Origin of the sequence: Geomonas oryzae (genome assembly GCF_004117875.1) — a bacterium.
Lineage (GTDB): Bacteria > Desulfobacterota > Desulfuromonadia > Geobacterales > Geobacteraceae > Geomonas > Geomonas oryzae.
In genome coordinates, this window is sequence record NZ_RAHW01000007.1 from 106,394 (window position 1) to 121,330 (window position 14,937).

Sequence of the window (14,937 nt, forward strand, 5' to 3'; positions counted from 1 at the left end):
GATGTACGACTACGAGGAGCTGGTAAGCGCTGACCGGCCGGGATTCCGGCTGCCGGGATGGATCGCCTGCGCCCCCTTCGAGGAATACCTGGGGATGCGGATCGACGAGGTGAGGGACGGCCGCGCCGTGCTCAGCATGCCGTTCAAGGTGAAGCTCGCGCAGGGAAAGGGGCTCATGCACGGCGGCGCGGTCACCTCCATCGCCGACACCGCCGTCGCCATGGCCATCAAGAGCATGGTCCCCGAGGGGACCGACTTCGTCACCGTGGAGATGAATCTGAAGTTCCTCGCCCCGGTACATGAGGGGACGGTCCGTGCCGAGGCAAGGGCAGTCCCGCAGGGGGAGAGAAAGATCGCAGGGGAGGCCGACATCTACAACGGCGAGACGAAGGTGGCCGAATTCCGCGCCCTCTTCGTGATCAAGAAAAAGGGGTGATCCCCCCGCCCCGTCAGCGGTCCTGGAACTCCGGCGGCCGCTTCTCCAAAAACGCCCCCATCCCCTCCTTCTGGTCGAAGGTAGAGAAGCTGTAGCCGAAGAGCTCCGCCTCGTAGAAGCAGGCACGCGCAAGGTCCATCTCCAGGCCGTGCACGACCGCCTCCTTGCAGAGCCTCGCCGCGACGCGCCCCTTGGAGGCGATCTTAGCCGCCAGGGTACGCGCCTCTAAAAGCAGTTCATCCTGGGGGACCACCCGGTTCACGAGCCCTATGCGCAACGCCTCGGCGGCGTCGATCATCTCCCCGGTCAGGATCATCTCGAGCGCCCTCCCCTTGCCGATAAGCCTTGGAAGCCGCTGCGACCCGCCGAAGCCGGGGAGGATGCCGATGTTTATCTCGGGCTGGCCGAACTTCGCGTTTTGCGAGGCGAGGCGGATGTCGCAGGCGAGCGCCAGCTCGCACCCGCCGCCGAGGGCGTAGCCGTTGACGGCGGCGATGAAGGGCTTGGAGGAAGCCTCCATCGAGGCGAAAATGCGGTGCGCCAAAAGCGCGAGTTCCCGCGCCTCGGCCGAGATCATGTCACGCATGACCGCGATGTCCGCACCCGCCACGAACGCCTTCGCCCCCGCCCCGGTCACGATGACCGCCCTTACCTCCTGGTCCCGCTCGATCTCGACGACGACCTGCTCGAGCTCCTCCAGGGTACCCCTCGTCATCGCGTTCATGGCCGTGGGGCGGTTGATCGTCACCGTTGCGATGCGATCCGTCACTTCCAGCAACAGGTTTTCCAGTTCCATATGCCCTCCCGATATTAAGAGCTTCCGTGCCGGACGCGCGGACGTAGAGACGCAGCTTCTTTGCGTGCGTTATTAATGAGCATATCGGGTATTAAGCGACTGGCAACTACGGCATTAGGACAAGGAATTGAATCAACAATGAACAACCGGGCATTTTCACCTCTGAAGGCTCGGCACACGCTACCCGTAGATCCCTCTTCTCATCCGCTCCTGCATCAGCTCGTGCATCCGCGCATCGACATTTTCGGGCGTGACCCCATTTCTCAGGCAGATATCGCGCACGGCGGCTATCCGCCCGGTCTCCTTCAGTTGGTCCAGCCGCAGCAGGTGCCCGGTCCGCTTCCCCACCTGGAAATACATCCGCTGCTCCGGCTCAAGCTCGAGGAACCTTCTCGGCACCGCGGCCATCCGCTCCCTGCAGCCGGGGAGGTCGCAGTTCAACTCCTGGAAGAGGTTGTAGCCGTGGTCGCTTCTGACCGAGCTGGTGATGCCGCCAAGCCCTTCCAGGAACGTGAGGATTTCCCTCGCGAGCACCAGGTCCGGCGCGAAGCGGAAATCCATGTCGTTCGAGGGGAAGAGATCCTGTCCCTCCAGGATGTGCAGCGTCCTGAAGCGGATGAAGTCAGGGTTGATCCTGTTGATCACCTCGGCGCTCTCCTCGGCGTGCTCCCGCGAAAACTCCGTCCCGCCGAGCCCGGCCAGGAAGTACTCGGAGAGTTCCAGCCCGGCCCCCTTCACCTTCAGGCCGGCCACGATCTGTTCCTCCTTCGTCACCCCCTTTCGCACCAGCTTTAAAAGCTTGTCGGAGCCGGTCTCCATCCCGACGTGGATCCGGTTCAGCCCGGCGGCGGCGAGCTCCTTGAGGGCTGCGTCCGGTATGCGGGCGAGACTCGCGGAGCGTGCGTAGCAGGTGATCCTCTTCACCTCCGGGAACCGCTCCTTCAGGTGGACGAGAACCCGCACCAGGTGCTCCGGGCGGTAGGTGAGGGCGTCGGCATCCTGAAGGAACACCGATTCCATTCCCGAGCAGTACCAGCTCCAGGCCGCCGGCACCTCCTGCCGGTTCCCGACCAGTGACTGGAGCGGCTCGCCCGCAGCGATCCTTTTGATGAAGTGATGAATGCAGTCGATGTCGCGGATCACCTCCTCCGGCGGCCGAATGGAGAACTTCCGCTTCTTGTAGAGGGAGCAGAAGGTGCACCGGTTCCAGGGGCAGTTCCGGTTCACGCGGATGAGGAGGCTTTCCGCCTCGCTTGGGGGACGTATGGGGCCCTGTTCGAACCCTGCGTATGCTCGCATGGCGATCTCCTGAAACTCCCGGCTATCTGTTCAGCAACTCCACCGCCAGCCCCACCCCGTCGAGGGAGGGGAGAACTGGAAATGTTCGACTTCGGCAGCGCATATGTATTGAACCCATTTCATCCACAGTCGGCCGTCGCCCGTTTCGCGACCGGCGCCGTCTAATACCCGAACCTGGCCGAGATGTCGGCGGCGCCCTGTTTCAACAACGGCACCAGCTCCCGCTCCATCCGCTCGAGCGGGAAACGCTGCGAAGGCCCCAGGATGCTGAGCGCACCGATGACGCGCGAGGTGTAGTCGCGGATCGGCGCTCCGACACTCGTCACCCCCTCGTTCAATTCCTCCATCTCGACCGCGTACCCCTGCTGGGCGACCAACCGCAGTTGGTGTCTCCAGCGCTCCGGATCGACGATGGTGTGGGGTGTGTGCTTTTCGAATTTGTTGGTGGAGGCATACCTGACGATGGCCTCCTCGGCGAAGTGGGCCAGGAGGGATTTCCCCGGCGCGGTGCAGTAGGCGGGGAGCTGCACGCCGAGGGGGGGCATGACGCGCAGGTTGTGATCGCACTGCACGGCGTCCAGGTTGATCACGCTGTAGTCGGACATGATGGAGACGCAGGCGGTTTCGTTGCAGGCGGTGACAAGCCGCTCCATAACACCACGCGACCTTCCCAGCCCACGCTGCCTGAAGGCGTTTTGGGAGAGTTCGACCGTCTTGAAGCCGAGATGGTACCGTTCCGTCAAAGCGTCCTTGCCGAGGTAATTGTGCACTTCCAAGGTGGCCAGCAACCGGAATATGTTGTTTTTGGGCAGCCCGAGGCGGCGGCTCAGCTCGGTCAAGCTGATTTCGTGGTCGTCCCCGAGGAACTGTTCCAGAACGTCGAGCGCCCGGATGACGCTCCGGTTGAAGTCCGTTTTTTCCTTCCCCTTTTTCATGGCCCGCTTCCTCTGAACGCCCCCCGCGGCTGCCCGACAAAACCATATAATGGTATTTGCGCACTTCAATACCATATACAGTTTTCCGTGTCAAACAACTAAAGACATCCGGGGGGGTGTTCAGATTCAGCGGCTGGAAAGTGCTACCTCGATGGGGCTACGTTGCAACGGCGCGCCCTGATGTTCCGGCCCATCAGGCGAGCCGGAACCGGCCGACCAGGCGCTGCAACTCCTGCGCGGTGCCGTTTAGCTGGGCCGCGGCGACGGCGGACTCGCGTGCCGACGAAGCGGTACCCTGCACCACGTCGGTCACCTGCAGGAGGCTTTGCGAGATCTCGGAGGTGGTGGCGGTCTGCTCCTCGGCCGCCGTGGCGATCTGGTTTATCTGCATGGTGAAGGCCTCGATGCGCTCCCGGATTCCGGCAAGTGCCGCCCCCGAGCGGGAGGCCTCGTCGGTCCCCGCCTTCACCTCCTGCACCCCCTGATCCATCACCGCCACGGCGTCCTTGGTCTCCGCCTGGATCGCCTTGATCATCACGCCGATCTCCTGGGTGGCCCTGGTGGTCCGTTCGGCGAGTGCCCTCACTTCGTCGGCCACGACGGCGAAGCCGCGCCCCTGCTCTCCGGCGCGGGCCGCCTCTATGGCGGCGTTCAATGCCAGGAGGTTCGTCTGGTCGGCGATGTCCTCGATGGTGCCGATGATCTCCCCGATCTGGTCGCTGCGCGCGCCGAGGCTCGCCACGGTCGCCGTCGACTCCTGCACCTTGGCCGCGATCTGGTCCATCACCGCAACCGTTCTCCCCACCACCTCCATGCCGTTATGCGCCGACTGGGTCGCCCGCTGGGCCTCCTCGACCGCCATCTGGCAGTTCTGGGCGATGTCGTTGGAGGTCGCCGACATCTCCTCCCCGGCGGTCGCAACACCTGCGGTCTTGCCGACCACCTCGTCCGCGCCGGTCGCGATCTGCTCGGCCGAAACGCTCACCTGTGCCGCGGCGGCGCTCACCTCCCGGGCGGAGTCCGACACCCTGACCAGGATCTGCCTGAGCGAAAGCGCCATGGCATCCACCCCCCTGGTGAGGCGCTCCACTTCATCCACCGGCTCCGCCGCGTCCTCCGTCACAGAACCGACCGAGGCAAAGTCCCCGGCGGCATAGCTCGCGATCCCATCGAGCAGGCGCACCACCGGGCGGGTCACCCACCGGCGCACGAGCAGGGTGGATACGCCGACCAGCAGGAGGCAGACAACGGCGATGGAGCCTGCAACCGTGTTCCGCACCACGTGGGCCACGGCGTGGAGCTCTTCATCGGCTGCGCCGATGCAGACGATCCAGTTCCACTCGGGGAAGTACCGAAAGAACAGAACCCTTTCCTCCCCCGTCCCGGCCGCGGCGTAGCGGCTCACCCCCGACTTCCTGAGCACCATATCCCGGACCGACTTGCCGACCTCCGCGGGAAGCGCCGCGGCACTCGCCGGCTCGATGACCATCTTCCCCTGGTCCGGTCCGTCTTTCGCCTCCAGAGCGAAGGCGTAACCGGATTTCCCCACCACGGCCCCCTTGAACCGTTCCTTAAGCGCCTTCAGGCCGTCGGTGAAATCAAGCCCGACGAACAGGGTCCCGATCACCCGCCCCTGGCCGTTTTTAAGCGGCAGGTAGCGCGTCATGTAGTCCTTGTTGAAAAGGGTCGCCTTGCCGGTGAAGTCCTCGCCGTTTAAAAGGCGCCGGTAGGCGGGGTGGTTGCGGTCGAGCGCGGTACCTAGGGCGCGGCTGCCGTCCTCCTTCGTCAGCGAGGTGGCGACGCGGATGAAATCGTCGCCGCTTCTGACGAAGACGGTGGCGACACCCCTGGTCGCCTTGGTGAAGCGGTCCACGATCCCGGTGTTCCCGTTAAGGACCGTGGTGCCGGCAAGCATCACCGGAGTTTCCCGCTCTCCGGTCCTGACCGTACTTGAGTGGTCCACCTCGAAGCTTCCGGGGAAACCGGAACGGAAGAGGTCGCCGAGTTTCACGGCGCCGTCGCTGAGCGCGCCATGGTAGGAGGACATGGAGCTTACCAATAGCTCGGTCTGCAGCGCGAAGTGCCGCTCGGCGTCCCCGGTTACCCGCCTGCTCACTGCGGCGGTGAGGACCGCGGTCAGAACTGCCATGACGGCGATGATCACCACCCCCTGCCCCACTCCCAACTTGGTTGCCAACGAATACCTCGAAGCAAGCGACATATACCCTCCCTGGCTTTGTCGTGGTGCGCGGAGGCCGGCCGCTTCCGCGCGGTTTCAAGAGCATGGGTGGGATATCGGATGCGAATTTGTAAACTTTAATTTTATTTTTACAATCGATCGGGTGCGCGCAGCAGGCAGCCGGGGCAGGCGCGGAGGTGAAAAGGGGACCGCATCTGGTACTCTCAAAGGCGGTCGTGCCGAACTAATGAGGCAGGGAGGTGAACATGCCGCAGTGGGTGCTGTTTTGCATCATAGGGATATGCGGAGGGGTGGCTTCGGGGCTTTTCGGGGTGGGGGGAGGGATCGTCATCGTCCCCGCGCTGGTTTACTGGGCGGGCTTCTCCCAGCACCGGGCGACCGGCACGAGCCTCGCCGTCCTCCTTCCCCCCATCGGGCTCGCCGCGGCGCTCGAGTACTACCGGCACGGCAACGTGGACATAAAGGCGGCGCTCTTCATCGCGGCGACCATGCTGGTCGGGGCCTGGATGGGGGCCTATTTGGCCAACGAGATGAAGGGACCGCATTTGCGCCTCATGTTCGGGGTCTTCCTTACCGGCCTCGGCATCTACCTCGTCTACGGCGCCTCGAAGCGGCTTGGCTGGCTCTAGCTCAGTGCCCGTGCCGGTGGTGCGGGTCGGGTGCGTGGACGTGGGAGTGGGTCACGGGGTGATGGACGTGGAAGTGATGGTGCGGCTCCCCCTTCTCTCCCTCCTCGTGCTCGTGCAAGTGATGCTCGTCGTGCACGTGGGGATGGGCATGCGCCAGTTCCTCGTGGCTGTGGCGGTGGCAGTGAACCTCGAGGTAAAGCAGGAAGATCCCCGCAAGCATGAGTGCGGTGGCGACCCAATAGGCGGCGGGGGGGCGCTCACCCAGAAGCACGACAGCCAGAAGCGTCCCGAAGAAGGGGCCCACGGCGAAAAAGGTCGCGGTCCTCGCGGCACCGATCCTGCGCAGCGCCTCGACGAAGAGGACGAGGCTCAGCCCGTAGCTCACGGCGCCGATCGACATCGCCCCGATCACCTGTCCCGCCGTCACCGCCCCACCGGGGAATATGAGGGCGAGGAGCAAGGAGAAGGCACCGGCGCAAAGCCCCTTCACCGAGGCGAGCACAGTGGAGGAGATCTCGTCGACGTCGCGGGTGAGGTTGTTGTCGATCCCCCAGAAGACGCAGGCGACTACCACCAGGAGTCCCGGCAGGGAAAAGGTGAGCCCTCCCTGCGCCTTCAGGACCACGAGGCACGCCCCGGCCAGGATGAGCACCTTGCCGGACCAGACGTAGGGACCTATGTACTCCCTGAAAACAAGCCAGGCGATGAGGGTGGTGGCCACGGTCTCCAGGTTCAGAAGAAGCGACACCTCGGAGGCGGTGCCGTGCTTGATGCCGAAGGCAAGGCAGACCGGGGCGATGACGCCCCCGGCGACCACGGCACCCGCCAACTTCAGCCGGTGCCTAAGAGAGAGCCCGCGCAGTTCCCGAAGTGAGCTTTTCTTCTGCGCGAGGAGCACACCCTGCAGCCCGACTCCGGAGCCGAGGTAGAGAAGCCCGGCAAGAAGGGGCGGCGACATCCCGCCTATGACGAGCTTGCACAAAACCGGTGACACGCCGAACATAACGGCGGCAAGAACGGCGCAGATTTGTCCGGATGAAAACCGCACTTCTCCTCCTTCCGGGTCAAGGCAGCGGTGCCGCGCGCCTTAGGCCGGGCTTTCTCCCGTTACATGAAGAGGAGGAAGCCGTTCGCGAATTCGACGAGGCCGATGAGACCGACCGAGACGCCGGCGACCCAGACGTACTTCTTCTTCAACAAAGCGGCGATCGAGGAGAGCAGGATCGCGACCTGCAGGAAGATGACCGCCACCCCGAACGGACGCCCGTGGCGCTGGGCCGCGTCCCGCTCCTTCTCCAAAAGCTCCGCCTTCTGCTTTATCTCCGCCTTCTCCTTCTCGTACTTGGCGATGCGGTCGCCGGAGGCCTTGAGGGCCGCCACCGCCGCCGGATCGGACGTCTTCCCCCCCCGGTGCGCTTCGCGCTCCAAAAGGCCGCGGTCCATCTCGGCGAGCGACTGCTTGATGCTCTTGGCCTGGTAGAAGGCCCACTGGTCCGAGGCCTGGTTCTGCACCAGGATGGACCTCGTCGAATAGCCGCCCCCCTTGAAGGTGGCCAGGGTGGCGCAGACGGCCAGGACCACGGTGGTGAGGGCGAGGTAGTTGAGCCAAGGCTCTTTTTTTTCTTCCTGTGCCATGAAAGGGACCTCCCGATGATGCAATTGCTCTTTTGCGCGGCCGCGGCCGCGGCGGAGGACAAAGATACCTCAATCACGCCCGCTTTTCCACCGTGTTTACCTCATCTCACAGCAGAGCGTTGATCTATCATTAACGATGCGCGTTTTGGTATAATTGGTCATGGACAGACAGCAGCACTGTCACTGTGCAAAGGAGGCACACGATGAACGTTTTCGATTGCGCGATAAAGATAGAGGAAGAGACGAGGGAATACTACGAGGGACTGAAGGAGGAGGCCATGGAGCCCGAGATGAAGATGCTCTTCTCCATGCTGGCCGCCTCGGAAGAGGAACACAAAGGCAGACTTTTGAGGCTGAAACAACGGATGGAAGGGGGAGCGGTGACGGGGCTCAACCACGGAGCCTGCAGCTTCAGGCCGCTTCTGAGTCAGCGGGAACTCCTGGATGAGTGCGAGCGGGATCCGAACCTGTACCGTTTCGCGGTGGGAAACGAAGAGCGGGACATCCGCTTTTACGAGGAGCTGGCGGCCGCGGCCCCGGACCGGAGGACCCGCAGGAGCCTGAAGATGCTGGCGGCGGAAGAGCGCCGGCACCTGGAGAAGATCGAGAACATCTACTCCTTCGTGGAGACGCCCAGGACCTACCTTGAATGGGGTGAGTTCAGCAACCTGAGGGAGCTGTAGCGGGAAAAAGGTCCGGGACAAGGAAAAGCCCGCCGTAACGGCGGGCTTTTTCCATGCAGGGGGGGGGCGGCCTTGCTCATTCCGCCCGGGCCTTGTCATCGGCGCTGTCGGGATCGCATTCAGGGCGCAGGTAGCGCTCCAGCTCCTCGAAAGCGCCATCGGCGGTCAGCTTGAGCGCGCTCACCGTATCCATCTCGAAGGTGGTACCCTGCTCGAGGTACCGCTCGTGGAGGCGGTCCACCAGATCCTTTAGCTGCCGCATCGAGCAGTAGGTCTGCTTCAGGATCACGTAGTTGCTCTCGGCCAGCTCTTTCAGCCTCTCGTCCCGCAGCTCGTTCGTCATCGCCCCCTCCCCTCCCGGTGCCTAGCGCCAGCTGATGCAGTTGACCGGGCAGCTGTCTATTGCCTGCTGTACCTTGTCACGTTCCCCCGGGTCATTGGCGTAGACCTCGGAGACGCCGCTTTCGTTAAGCCGGAACACCTCCGGCGCGATGCCGACGCAAAGCCCGCATCCTATACATATCTCCTGGTCCACGTACGGCTCGCTCCCCATGGTCTCCCTCCTCGCGCCTGCCATGATCAAAACGGGTAAAAGATACACGATGGCGGGAAAAAGTCTAACGATCGCGGCGCGTGCGGCAATGGGTATGCGGAAGGGGGCCGGTTGACGGGGAAGCGCCGCGAGGTGGTTACTTCGGTTTGTAGGTAAAGCAGTCGGGATGCGATTCGTGCATGCCGACATCAACGGCGGAGGCGGTGCATTCGAGGGACTGGTTGTAACTGCAGTTCTCCACCTTGCAGGCCCCGATGCCCCCCTGGACATCGATGATGCCCCCCTTCTGGCTCCCTTGCATGAAGGTGTCGCACTCGGGGCAGGTGTCACCGGGACCGCCAACGGTGATGGCGAGCGTGTGGCAGGAATTGTGTTTGTTGTAGGCGCACTGCGTAACGTTGCAGGAAGTGATCTTGACCATCTGCTTTTCCATAGTCTGTCTCCTTTCGGCCCCCTTCGCGCATTGGGAGTTTTTAACAGACCGGGTTAGATAGTCAAGCCGGAGGGTGCGCCGCTAGTCGCAGCAACCGGATCCCTTAAGGCCCGGGAGCTTCTTCTCCCTCAGCCACTCGTTGATGAGGCCGCTCGCGCACCCGACCCCTGCGTCCACCTTGATGGCGGAGGTGGGGCAGTTGAGGGCGCAGGCGCCGCACTCCATGCAGGCGTCGCGGTCGGCAAGGGCCGCCTTTTTCTCCTCGATGCGGAACACCTGGTGCGGGCAGACCTCGACGCACCTGCCGCAGCCGACGCAAAGCGCAGCGTTCAGTTCGAGCGTCACCACCGATGCCAGGTACCTGAACCCTTTCATGACATCCCCCAGGTGAGGACCCGGCCGGCGATAAGGACCAGAAGCGCGACGCAAACCGCCCCCGCCATGACCGGAAGTCCCAGGCGCATCTCCTTTTTCACCCCGGATCTCGAGGTATAGGTGGTGCAGCCGGTGAAGTTCAGGGTGTAGAAAGAGGAGACCGCTGGGAGGGCGAGGAAAGCGGCCAGCGCCGTCGTCCCCCCCCACCCGTTCCCTCCGCAAAAGAGGTAGAGCAGAGCGCAGTAGGCGAGCCCGGCAAAGGCCCCCTTGACGGCAAAGCTGCGCGAGGGGAGCAGGGGAAGGAGCGCGGGGCCGACCGCCACCCCGGTGAAGACCGCCCCCAAGAAGGCAAGGGTCGCGGCGGTTGCGGCGGCAATCCCGAAGAGGAGCCAGCCTGCCAGGAAAACGAGGAGCGCCACCGGGGCGATCGGCTTTACCGCGAGGACCAGTTCCACCGGGATCAGTACCAGCCGGTCGTACCAGTTGAAGGAGAGCTCGCGCATGCGAGGCGTGGTGACCTGGCCGTTGTCCAGGTATTCGGGGAGATCGGCGGCGTAGGCGCAGGCGTAGGCCACCTCGAAACCGCTCTGTTTTTTCACCCGATGCGCAGAGACGCCGGCCGCCCCCATGATGGGGAGGATGAGGCGCCGGTGCCCGACCACTTCGCTAAGCATGACGGCCTCGATGCGCCGCACCAGTTCGCCGGTGCCGAAGGTCCCCTTGCCGGCCGCGCACCAGACGTTGATCCCGAAAGTCTCCAGCACGAGGAGCCAGACGCTGCGCCCGGAAAGCGCGCCCCGGACGATGTCGTAGGTCATCCGGTAGTTCGCGGTCACCACGACCGGCGCCTGTGCGTCGGGCTCGCCCACCGCGTAGAGGCCGGGGGGAACGAGGAAGTTCATCCTGTTGATGCCCCAACGGGCTTTGCAGGCGCCCAGATGGTCGGCCGGGGTGAGCCGGGAGGTCACCTGCGGGACACGCCCTCCTTCGGTCTCGAGCCAGCGCATGAACCCGGGCACCTTTTCCGTGATCTCTCCGCCACCGGCGGAGGTACGCGGCCCTCAGCAAGGGGGGGCGTCGGGATCCTGGGAAGGGGTGCAGACCTTCTCGCGCTTGGGAGCGGCCAACTCGATCTTCTTGAACTGTCGCGTCTTCATATGCACACCCCGGCGGCACGAACATGAGGCTGCGGGACCACCCTGGTTCATGCCGCTAAAAGCAATGGGGGAAACGGCACCGGCCGTCCCCCCCGTTTACTTAGCGGCATTTGCCGAGCCAGGCAAGTTAAATCTCTCCCACTAGCGCGCGTCGGCAAGCTCCTCGAGCTTCTTTTTCGCCGCGCGGTACCCCTGGGTCGAGGCGCGGCGCAGCCATTTCTCCGCCTCGTCGCGGTTTTTCTCGCCCCCCACACCGTAGAGGTACGCAACGCCCAGGTCGTACTGTGCCGCCGGGAGCCACTGCTCGGCCGCCTTCAAAAGGAGCTCGCGCCCCTTGACCGGGTCTTCCGCAAGCCCCTCCCCCCGCAGGTACAGCATGGCGAGGTTGTATTGCCCGAGGACGAACCCCTGATCGGCAGATTTCCGATACCAGCGTGCCGCCTCCTGCACATCCCGGGGGGTCCCCACCCCGGTCGCGTAGAGCACGCCGAGACGGGACTGGGCCTCGGCACTCCCCGCCTCGGCCTGCTTTTTCAGCTGTACCACGTCGACGCCGTCATATCCGCACGCGGGCGCCGCGGCAAAGGCCGCCAGAAGCGCTGCCGCCGCCAGAGTTACAAATTTCATGTCACCTCCCGAGCATTCTTAATAGTGTCTCCCCTGACAGCAAGGACCTTGCCACCTTGGGGAAAATACCCCATGAACCCAGCCGCAGTCAGACAAACGGGTTCGAGGGAAGCGCGGTGCGTTGATCCGTGTGAGACATTTCACCCATAACGCCGGGGGTGATGGGGGCAAATCCCCCCCAACCGCCCCGGCTTTCCCGTGGATCCCCGTCGAGCAAAGGTAAAACCCCAGTGGTTACCCGCTCTTGCAAAAACGGCATGATGCGGGCACCAACATTGCATTCGATTCGGCAACCGGCGCGTCTCCTGGGGGGGAGGCACGTCGGCAGGTGCAGCGGAAGAGAGCCGCAGCATTGCGTAGGCAAGCTGAAAACTTTTCTACATTCAATGAAAAAGACGGAGGAAAACTCTCTATGAAGAAGATCACCATCCTGACCGCCATTGCCGGTCTCACCCTCGGTGCCTCTCTCGCCTACGGCTACACTGCCGACGGCGGCGGGGTCGTCGGCTCCAAGCACGACATGAACATGCTCTCTGGCGCCGCACCGGATTCCCAGGGCCGCGTCTGCGCCTTCTGCCACACCCCGCACCACAAGGTCGAGGCTACCGAGCTCGACTACAACCCGCTCTGGTCCCACAAAGTGAACGTTGACACGAGCTTCGCTCCGTACGAGTCCGTGACCTTCAACAGCACCATCGCCGGCGACCCGCTCGCAGGCCCGAGCCGCCTCTGCATGAGCTGCCATGACGGCGTCATCGCAGTCGACCAGCACTACGGCAACACCGGTACCGCTCTCGGCGGCAAGATCACCGCTGACGGCTTCGGCGACATCGCCATCGGCAAGTTCTCCGACCTCTCCAACGACCACCCGATCGGGTTCGACCTGACCGGCATCCACACCACCGACCCCGGCATCAGGGACACCCTGAAGGCCCCGAACAACAGCACCCTCAACACCCAGCCGATCACCACCCTCGGCTTCAACAACGGCAAAGGGCAGATGCTCATGACCTGCGCTTCCTGCCACGACGTCCACAACAAGGACAACAAGGACACCGCGTTCCTCTACGAGAAGCAGCTTAACTCGCAGTTCTGCGTGATGTGCCACGACAAGTAACAAGCAGTCGACCGTCCCGGGGGTGACCCCGGGACGGTAAAAAAGAGAAACAGGCAACCGCAACACAGAAACAGGAGTACAAGACATGCATGTTCGTCTTTTTCGTTCCGCAGTAGCGCTCCTCGCTGCCTCCGTTCTCACCCTAACCGCCGGTTGCGCCACCGGCCCGAGCCAGCAAAGCCACGGCCCGGTGTTCTTCCCTCCCTCCCCGAACCTCCCAAGGCTCCAGTACCTGACCAGTTTCAGCAACTCCGCAGACGTAGCGGGAAGCTCCGGCGACTCGGTGTCCATCGTCTCCTTCGGCAAACAGGAAGAGCAGAAGGTGAGCAGGATCATAAAACCCAGCGGCATCACCACCCAAAACGGCAAGCTCTACGTGACCGACATCGCCGGGCAGCTCTTCGTCGTGGACCTCCCCAACAAGAAGATGGAGCAGCTAAAGGGGAACGACGGGATGGGCAAGCTGAAGAAACCGGTGGGGGTTGCCGTAGACAGCACGGGCTTTGTGTTCGTTTCCGACATCGAACGCAAGGAGGTGCTCATCTATGACAACAACGGCGAGTACCTGAAAGCGATAGGGGGAGATCTGGGCTTCACGCCGACCGACATCGCGGTCGACGACGAGAACCTGTACGTGCTCGACACGAGGAAATCCGTGATCCGCGTACTGAACCCGATGACGGGATCGCAGATCCGCGAGATCGGAAAGACGGACGACCCGAACCAGTCCCTGAGCCTCCCCACCCGTATGAGCCTGGACGATAAAGGGGTCTTCTGGGTCACCAACGCCGGCAGGGGCACGGTGACCTCCTACGACCGCGACGGCCACTTCCTCGGCACCTTCGGCAAGTTCGGCGACGGCATGGGGCAGTTCGCCCGCCCGAAGGGTATCACCACGGACGAGAACGGATACGTCTACGTGGTCGACTCCGGGCACCAGAACGTGCAGATCTTCACCGACAAGGGGCGCCTGCTTGGCTACTTCGGATCCGCGAAGCTCCCGGTCGGGGGGATGAACCTGCCGAGCGACATCTCCATCAGCAAAAAGAACCTGGATTACTTCCAGAAGCTCGCGGAGAAGAACTTCGAGCTCACCGAGGTGATCTTCGTGGCGAACCAGTTCGGCGAGAACAAGATCGGGGTGTACGGCCTTGGCAAGCTGAAGGGGGTGGACTACGATGCCGCCTACCGCAAGGCGGCGGAAGAAAGGGAGCACAAGGCCCAGGAGATCCTCAAGGAACGCAAGAAACAGCAGGAAATGCAGGAACAGCAGAACAAAAAAGACGCGACCGCAAGGCTTTAACGACCGCTTCGGCCCCGCCGGCAGCAGTCACATCTGCCGGCGGGGCCCTCCAAACTCCCACCTATTTCCACTGTTCCAGATCAATAACACCAAGACGCGCCGCATACCGCACGAGTTCCATCCGGCTGTGCACATCGAGCTTCTTCATGAGGTTTGTGAGGTGGTTCTCCACCGTCTTCACGCTGAGCCCCAAATCCGACGCGATCTGTCGTATCACCCCACCTTCGGCGACCAGGCGCATCACCTGCTGCTCCCTGGGGGACAAAAGCGCGTACCGTTCGTCGCACACCGTGGCTTCCCCCTGACCGGAATTCCCCAGGTTCGCCACGATGTCCTGCGAGACCTGCCCGTCCAGGAAGTACTCGCCGCGGCTTAGGGCGTCCATGGCGGCCACCAGTCGCGTACTGGTCGCCTCCTTCATCACGTAGCCGCGCGCTCCGGCCCTCAGGGCCTCGGCGACGTATTCGAACTTGGGATGCATGCTCAGCATGAGTATCTTCACCGACGGGACCTCGCGCATGATCTGGCGCACCGCCTCGATGCCGCTTATATCGGGAAGCGAGATATCCATGGTCATGAGTTCGGGCTTCAGCTCCCTGGCAAGCGCCAGCGCCTCGGCGCCGCTTCCCGCTTCACCGATGCAGTTGTACTCGGAGGTTCGCTCCACAAGCCCCTTCACCCCTTCCCGAAACAGTGGGTGATCGTCAACGATGATGACCCTGCTTTTTCCTTCCATGCAAAAAACCTCCTCGAATTGAA

18 protein-coding genes are annotated in these 14,937 nt (G+C 63.2%); 5 read left to right on the forward strand and 13 right to left on the reverse strand.

Annotation, left to right across the window (positions count from 1 at the left end; genetic code table 11):
* Position 1 precedes the first annotated feature (1 nt).
* Complete coding sequence (locus D6Z24_RS17405; protein ID WP_129127886.1) at positions 2-436, forward strand: PaaI family thioesterase; 435 nt, start codon at positions 2-4, stop codon at positions 434-436.
* A gap of 13 nt (positions 437-449) precedes the next feature.
* Here D6Z24_RS17405 and D6Z24_RS17410 read toward each other — a convergent pair whose 3' ends face one another.
* The 4 genes from D6Z24_RS17410 to D6Z24_RS21865 form a co-directional block, all read right to left on the reverse strand.
* The gene (locus D6Z24_RS17410; protein WP_129127887.1) at positions 450-1,232 is read right to left on the reverse strand and encodes an enoyl-CoA hydratase-related protein; all 783 of its coding nucleotides are present in this window, start codon (positions 1,230-1,232) and stop codon (positions 450-452) included.
* Between the two features lie 180 nt (positions 1,233-1,412).
* Entirely contained in the window at positions 1,413-2,531 is a 1,119-nt protein-coding gene (locus D6Z24_RS17415) for a radical SAM protein (RefSeq protein ID WP_129127888.1), read from the reverse strand.
* 161 nt (positions 2,532-2,692) lie between these two features.
* On the reverse strand, positions 2,693-3,466 hold the full coding sequence (locus D6Z24_RS17420; RefSeq protein WP_129127889.1) for an IclR family transcriptional regulator: 774 nt from the start codon (positions 3,464-3,466) through the stop codon (positions 2,693-2,695).
* Positions 3,467-3,659: 193 nt separating this feature from the next.
* The gene (locus D6Z24_RS21865) at positions 3,660-5,663 is read right to left on the reverse strand and encodes a methyl-accepting chemotaxis protein (protein WP_246014711.1); all 2,004 of its coding nucleotides are present in this window, start codon (positions 5,661-5,663) and stop codon (positions 3,660-3,662) included.
* Positions 5,664-5,911: 248 nt separating this feature from the next.
* Here D6Z24_RS21865 and D6Z24_RS17430 point away from each other — a divergent pair, with 248 nt between their 5' ends.
* Positions 5,912-6,295, forward strand: coding sequence for a sulfite exporter TauE/SafE family protein (locus D6Z24_RS17430; protein WP_129127890.1), 384 nt, complete (start codon positions 5,912-5,914; stop codon positions 6,293-6,295).
* 1 nt (position 6,296) lies between these two features.
* Here the strand turns inward: D6Z24_RS17430 and D6Z24_RS17435 are convergent, their stop codons facing one another.
* Both D6Z24_RS17435 and D6Z24_RS17440 read right to left on the reverse strand, forming a co-directional pair.
* The gene (locus tag D6Z24_RS17435; protein WP_281275045.1) at positions 6,297-7,343 is read right to left on the reverse strand and encodes a DMT family transporter; all 1,047 of its coding nucleotides are present in this window, start codon (positions 7,341-7,343) and stop codon (positions 6,297-6,299) included.
* Positions 7,344-7,402: 59 nt separating this feature from the next.
* Positions 7,403-7,930, reverse strand: coding sequence for a DUF4337 domain-containing protein (locus D6Z24_RS17440; protein WP_129127891.1), 528 nt, complete (start codon positions 7,928-7,930; stop codon positions 7,403-7,405).
* A 203-nt stretch (positions 7,931-8,133) separates the two neighbouring features.
* Here D6Z24_RS17440 and D6Z24_RS17445 point away from each other — a divergent pair, with 203 nt between their 5' ends.
* Positions 8,134-8,613, forward strand: coding sequence for a ferritin-like domain-containing protein (locus D6Z24_RS17445; protein WP_129127892.1), 480 nt, complete (start codon positions 8,134-8,136; stop codon positions 8,611-8,613).
* Positions 8,614-8,689: 76 nt separating this feature from the next.
* Here the strand turns inward: D6Z24_RS17445 and D6Z24_RS17450 are convergent, their stop codons facing one another.
* The 6 genes from D6Z24_RS17450 to D6Z24_RS17475 form a co-directional block, all read right to left on the reverse strand.
* The gene (locus tag D6Z24_RS17450; RefSeq protein ID WP_129127893.1) at positions 8,690-8,956 is read right to left on the reverse strand and encodes a hypothetical protein; all 267 of its coding nucleotides are present in this window, start codon (positions 8,954-8,956) and stop codon (positions 8,690-8,692) included.
* Positions 8,957-8,977: 21 nt separating this feature from the next.
* Positions 8,978-9,166 carry a ferredoxin gene (locus tag D6Z24_RS17455; protein ID WP_129127894.1) on the reverse strand — a complete coding sequence of 63 codons (189 nt, stop codon included), beginning with the start codon at positions 9,164-9,166 and terminating at the stop codon, positions 8,978-8,980.
* A gap of 136 nt (positions 9,167-9,302) precedes the next feature.
* Positions 9,303-9,599: a DUF1540 domain-containing protein gene (locus tag D6Z24_RS17460; RefSeq protein ID WP_129127895.1), complete on the reverse strand. Its 297-nt coding sequence runs from the start codon at positions 9,597-9,599 to the stop codon at positions 9,303-9,305.
* A gap of 81 nt (positions 9,600-9,680) precedes the next feature.
* On the reverse strand, positions 9,681-9,974 hold the full coding sequence (gene hgcB / locus D6Z24_RS17465; protein WP_129127896.1) for a mercury methylation ferredoxin HgcB: 294 nt from the start codon (positions 9,972-9,974) through the stop codon (positions 9,681-9,683).
* Positions 9,971-11,131 carry a mercury methylation corrinoid protein HgcA gene (hgcA, locus tag D6Z24_RS17470; protein WP_281275046.1) on the reverse strand — a complete coding sequence of 387 codons (1,161 nt, stop codon included), beginning with the start codon at positions 11,129-11,131 and terminating at the stop codon, positions 9,971-9,973. Before hgcA ends, hgcB begins: the two co-directional genes overlap by 4 nt.
* A 141-nt stretch (positions 11,132-11,272) precedes the next feature.
* Positions 11,273-11,758 carry a tetratricopeptide repeat protein gene (locus tag D6Z24_RS17475; protein WP_129127898.1) on the reverse strand — a complete coding sequence of 162 codons (486 nt, stop codon included), beginning with the start codon at positions 11,756-11,758 and terminating at the stop codon, positions 11,273-11,275.
* 412 nt (positions 11,759-12,170) lie between these two features.
* On the opposite strand from D6Z24_RS17475, the gene D6Z24_RS17480 reads away from it, so the two are divergent.
* Both D6Z24_RS17480 and D6Z24_RS17485 read left to right on the forward strand, forming a co-directional pair.
* Positions 12,171-12,875 carry a cytochrome c3 family protein gene (locus D6Z24_RS17480; RefSeq protein ID WP_129127899.1) on the forward strand — a complete coding sequence of 235 codons (705 nt, stop codon included), beginning with the start codon at positions 12,171-12,173 and terminating at the stop codon, positions 12,873-12,875.
* A gap of 85 nt (positions 12,876-12,960) precedes the next feature.
* Complete coding sequence (locus D6Z24_RS17485; RefSeq protein ID WP_129127900.1) at positions 12,961-14,178, forward strand: NHL repeat-containing protein; 1,218 nt, start codon at positions 12,961-12,963, stop codon at positions 14,176-14,178.
* 61 nt (positions 14,179-14,239) lie between these two features.
* Here the strand turns inward: D6Z24_RS17485 and D6Z24_RS17490 are convergent, their stop codons facing one another.
* The gene (locus tag D6Z24_RS17490) at positions 14,240-14,914 is read right to left on the reverse strand and encodes a response regulator (RefSeq protein WP_129127901.1); all 675 of its coding nucleotides are present in this window, start codon (positions 14,912-14,914) and stop codon (positions 14,240-14,242) included.
* Positions 14,915-14,937 lie beyond the last annotated feature (23 nt).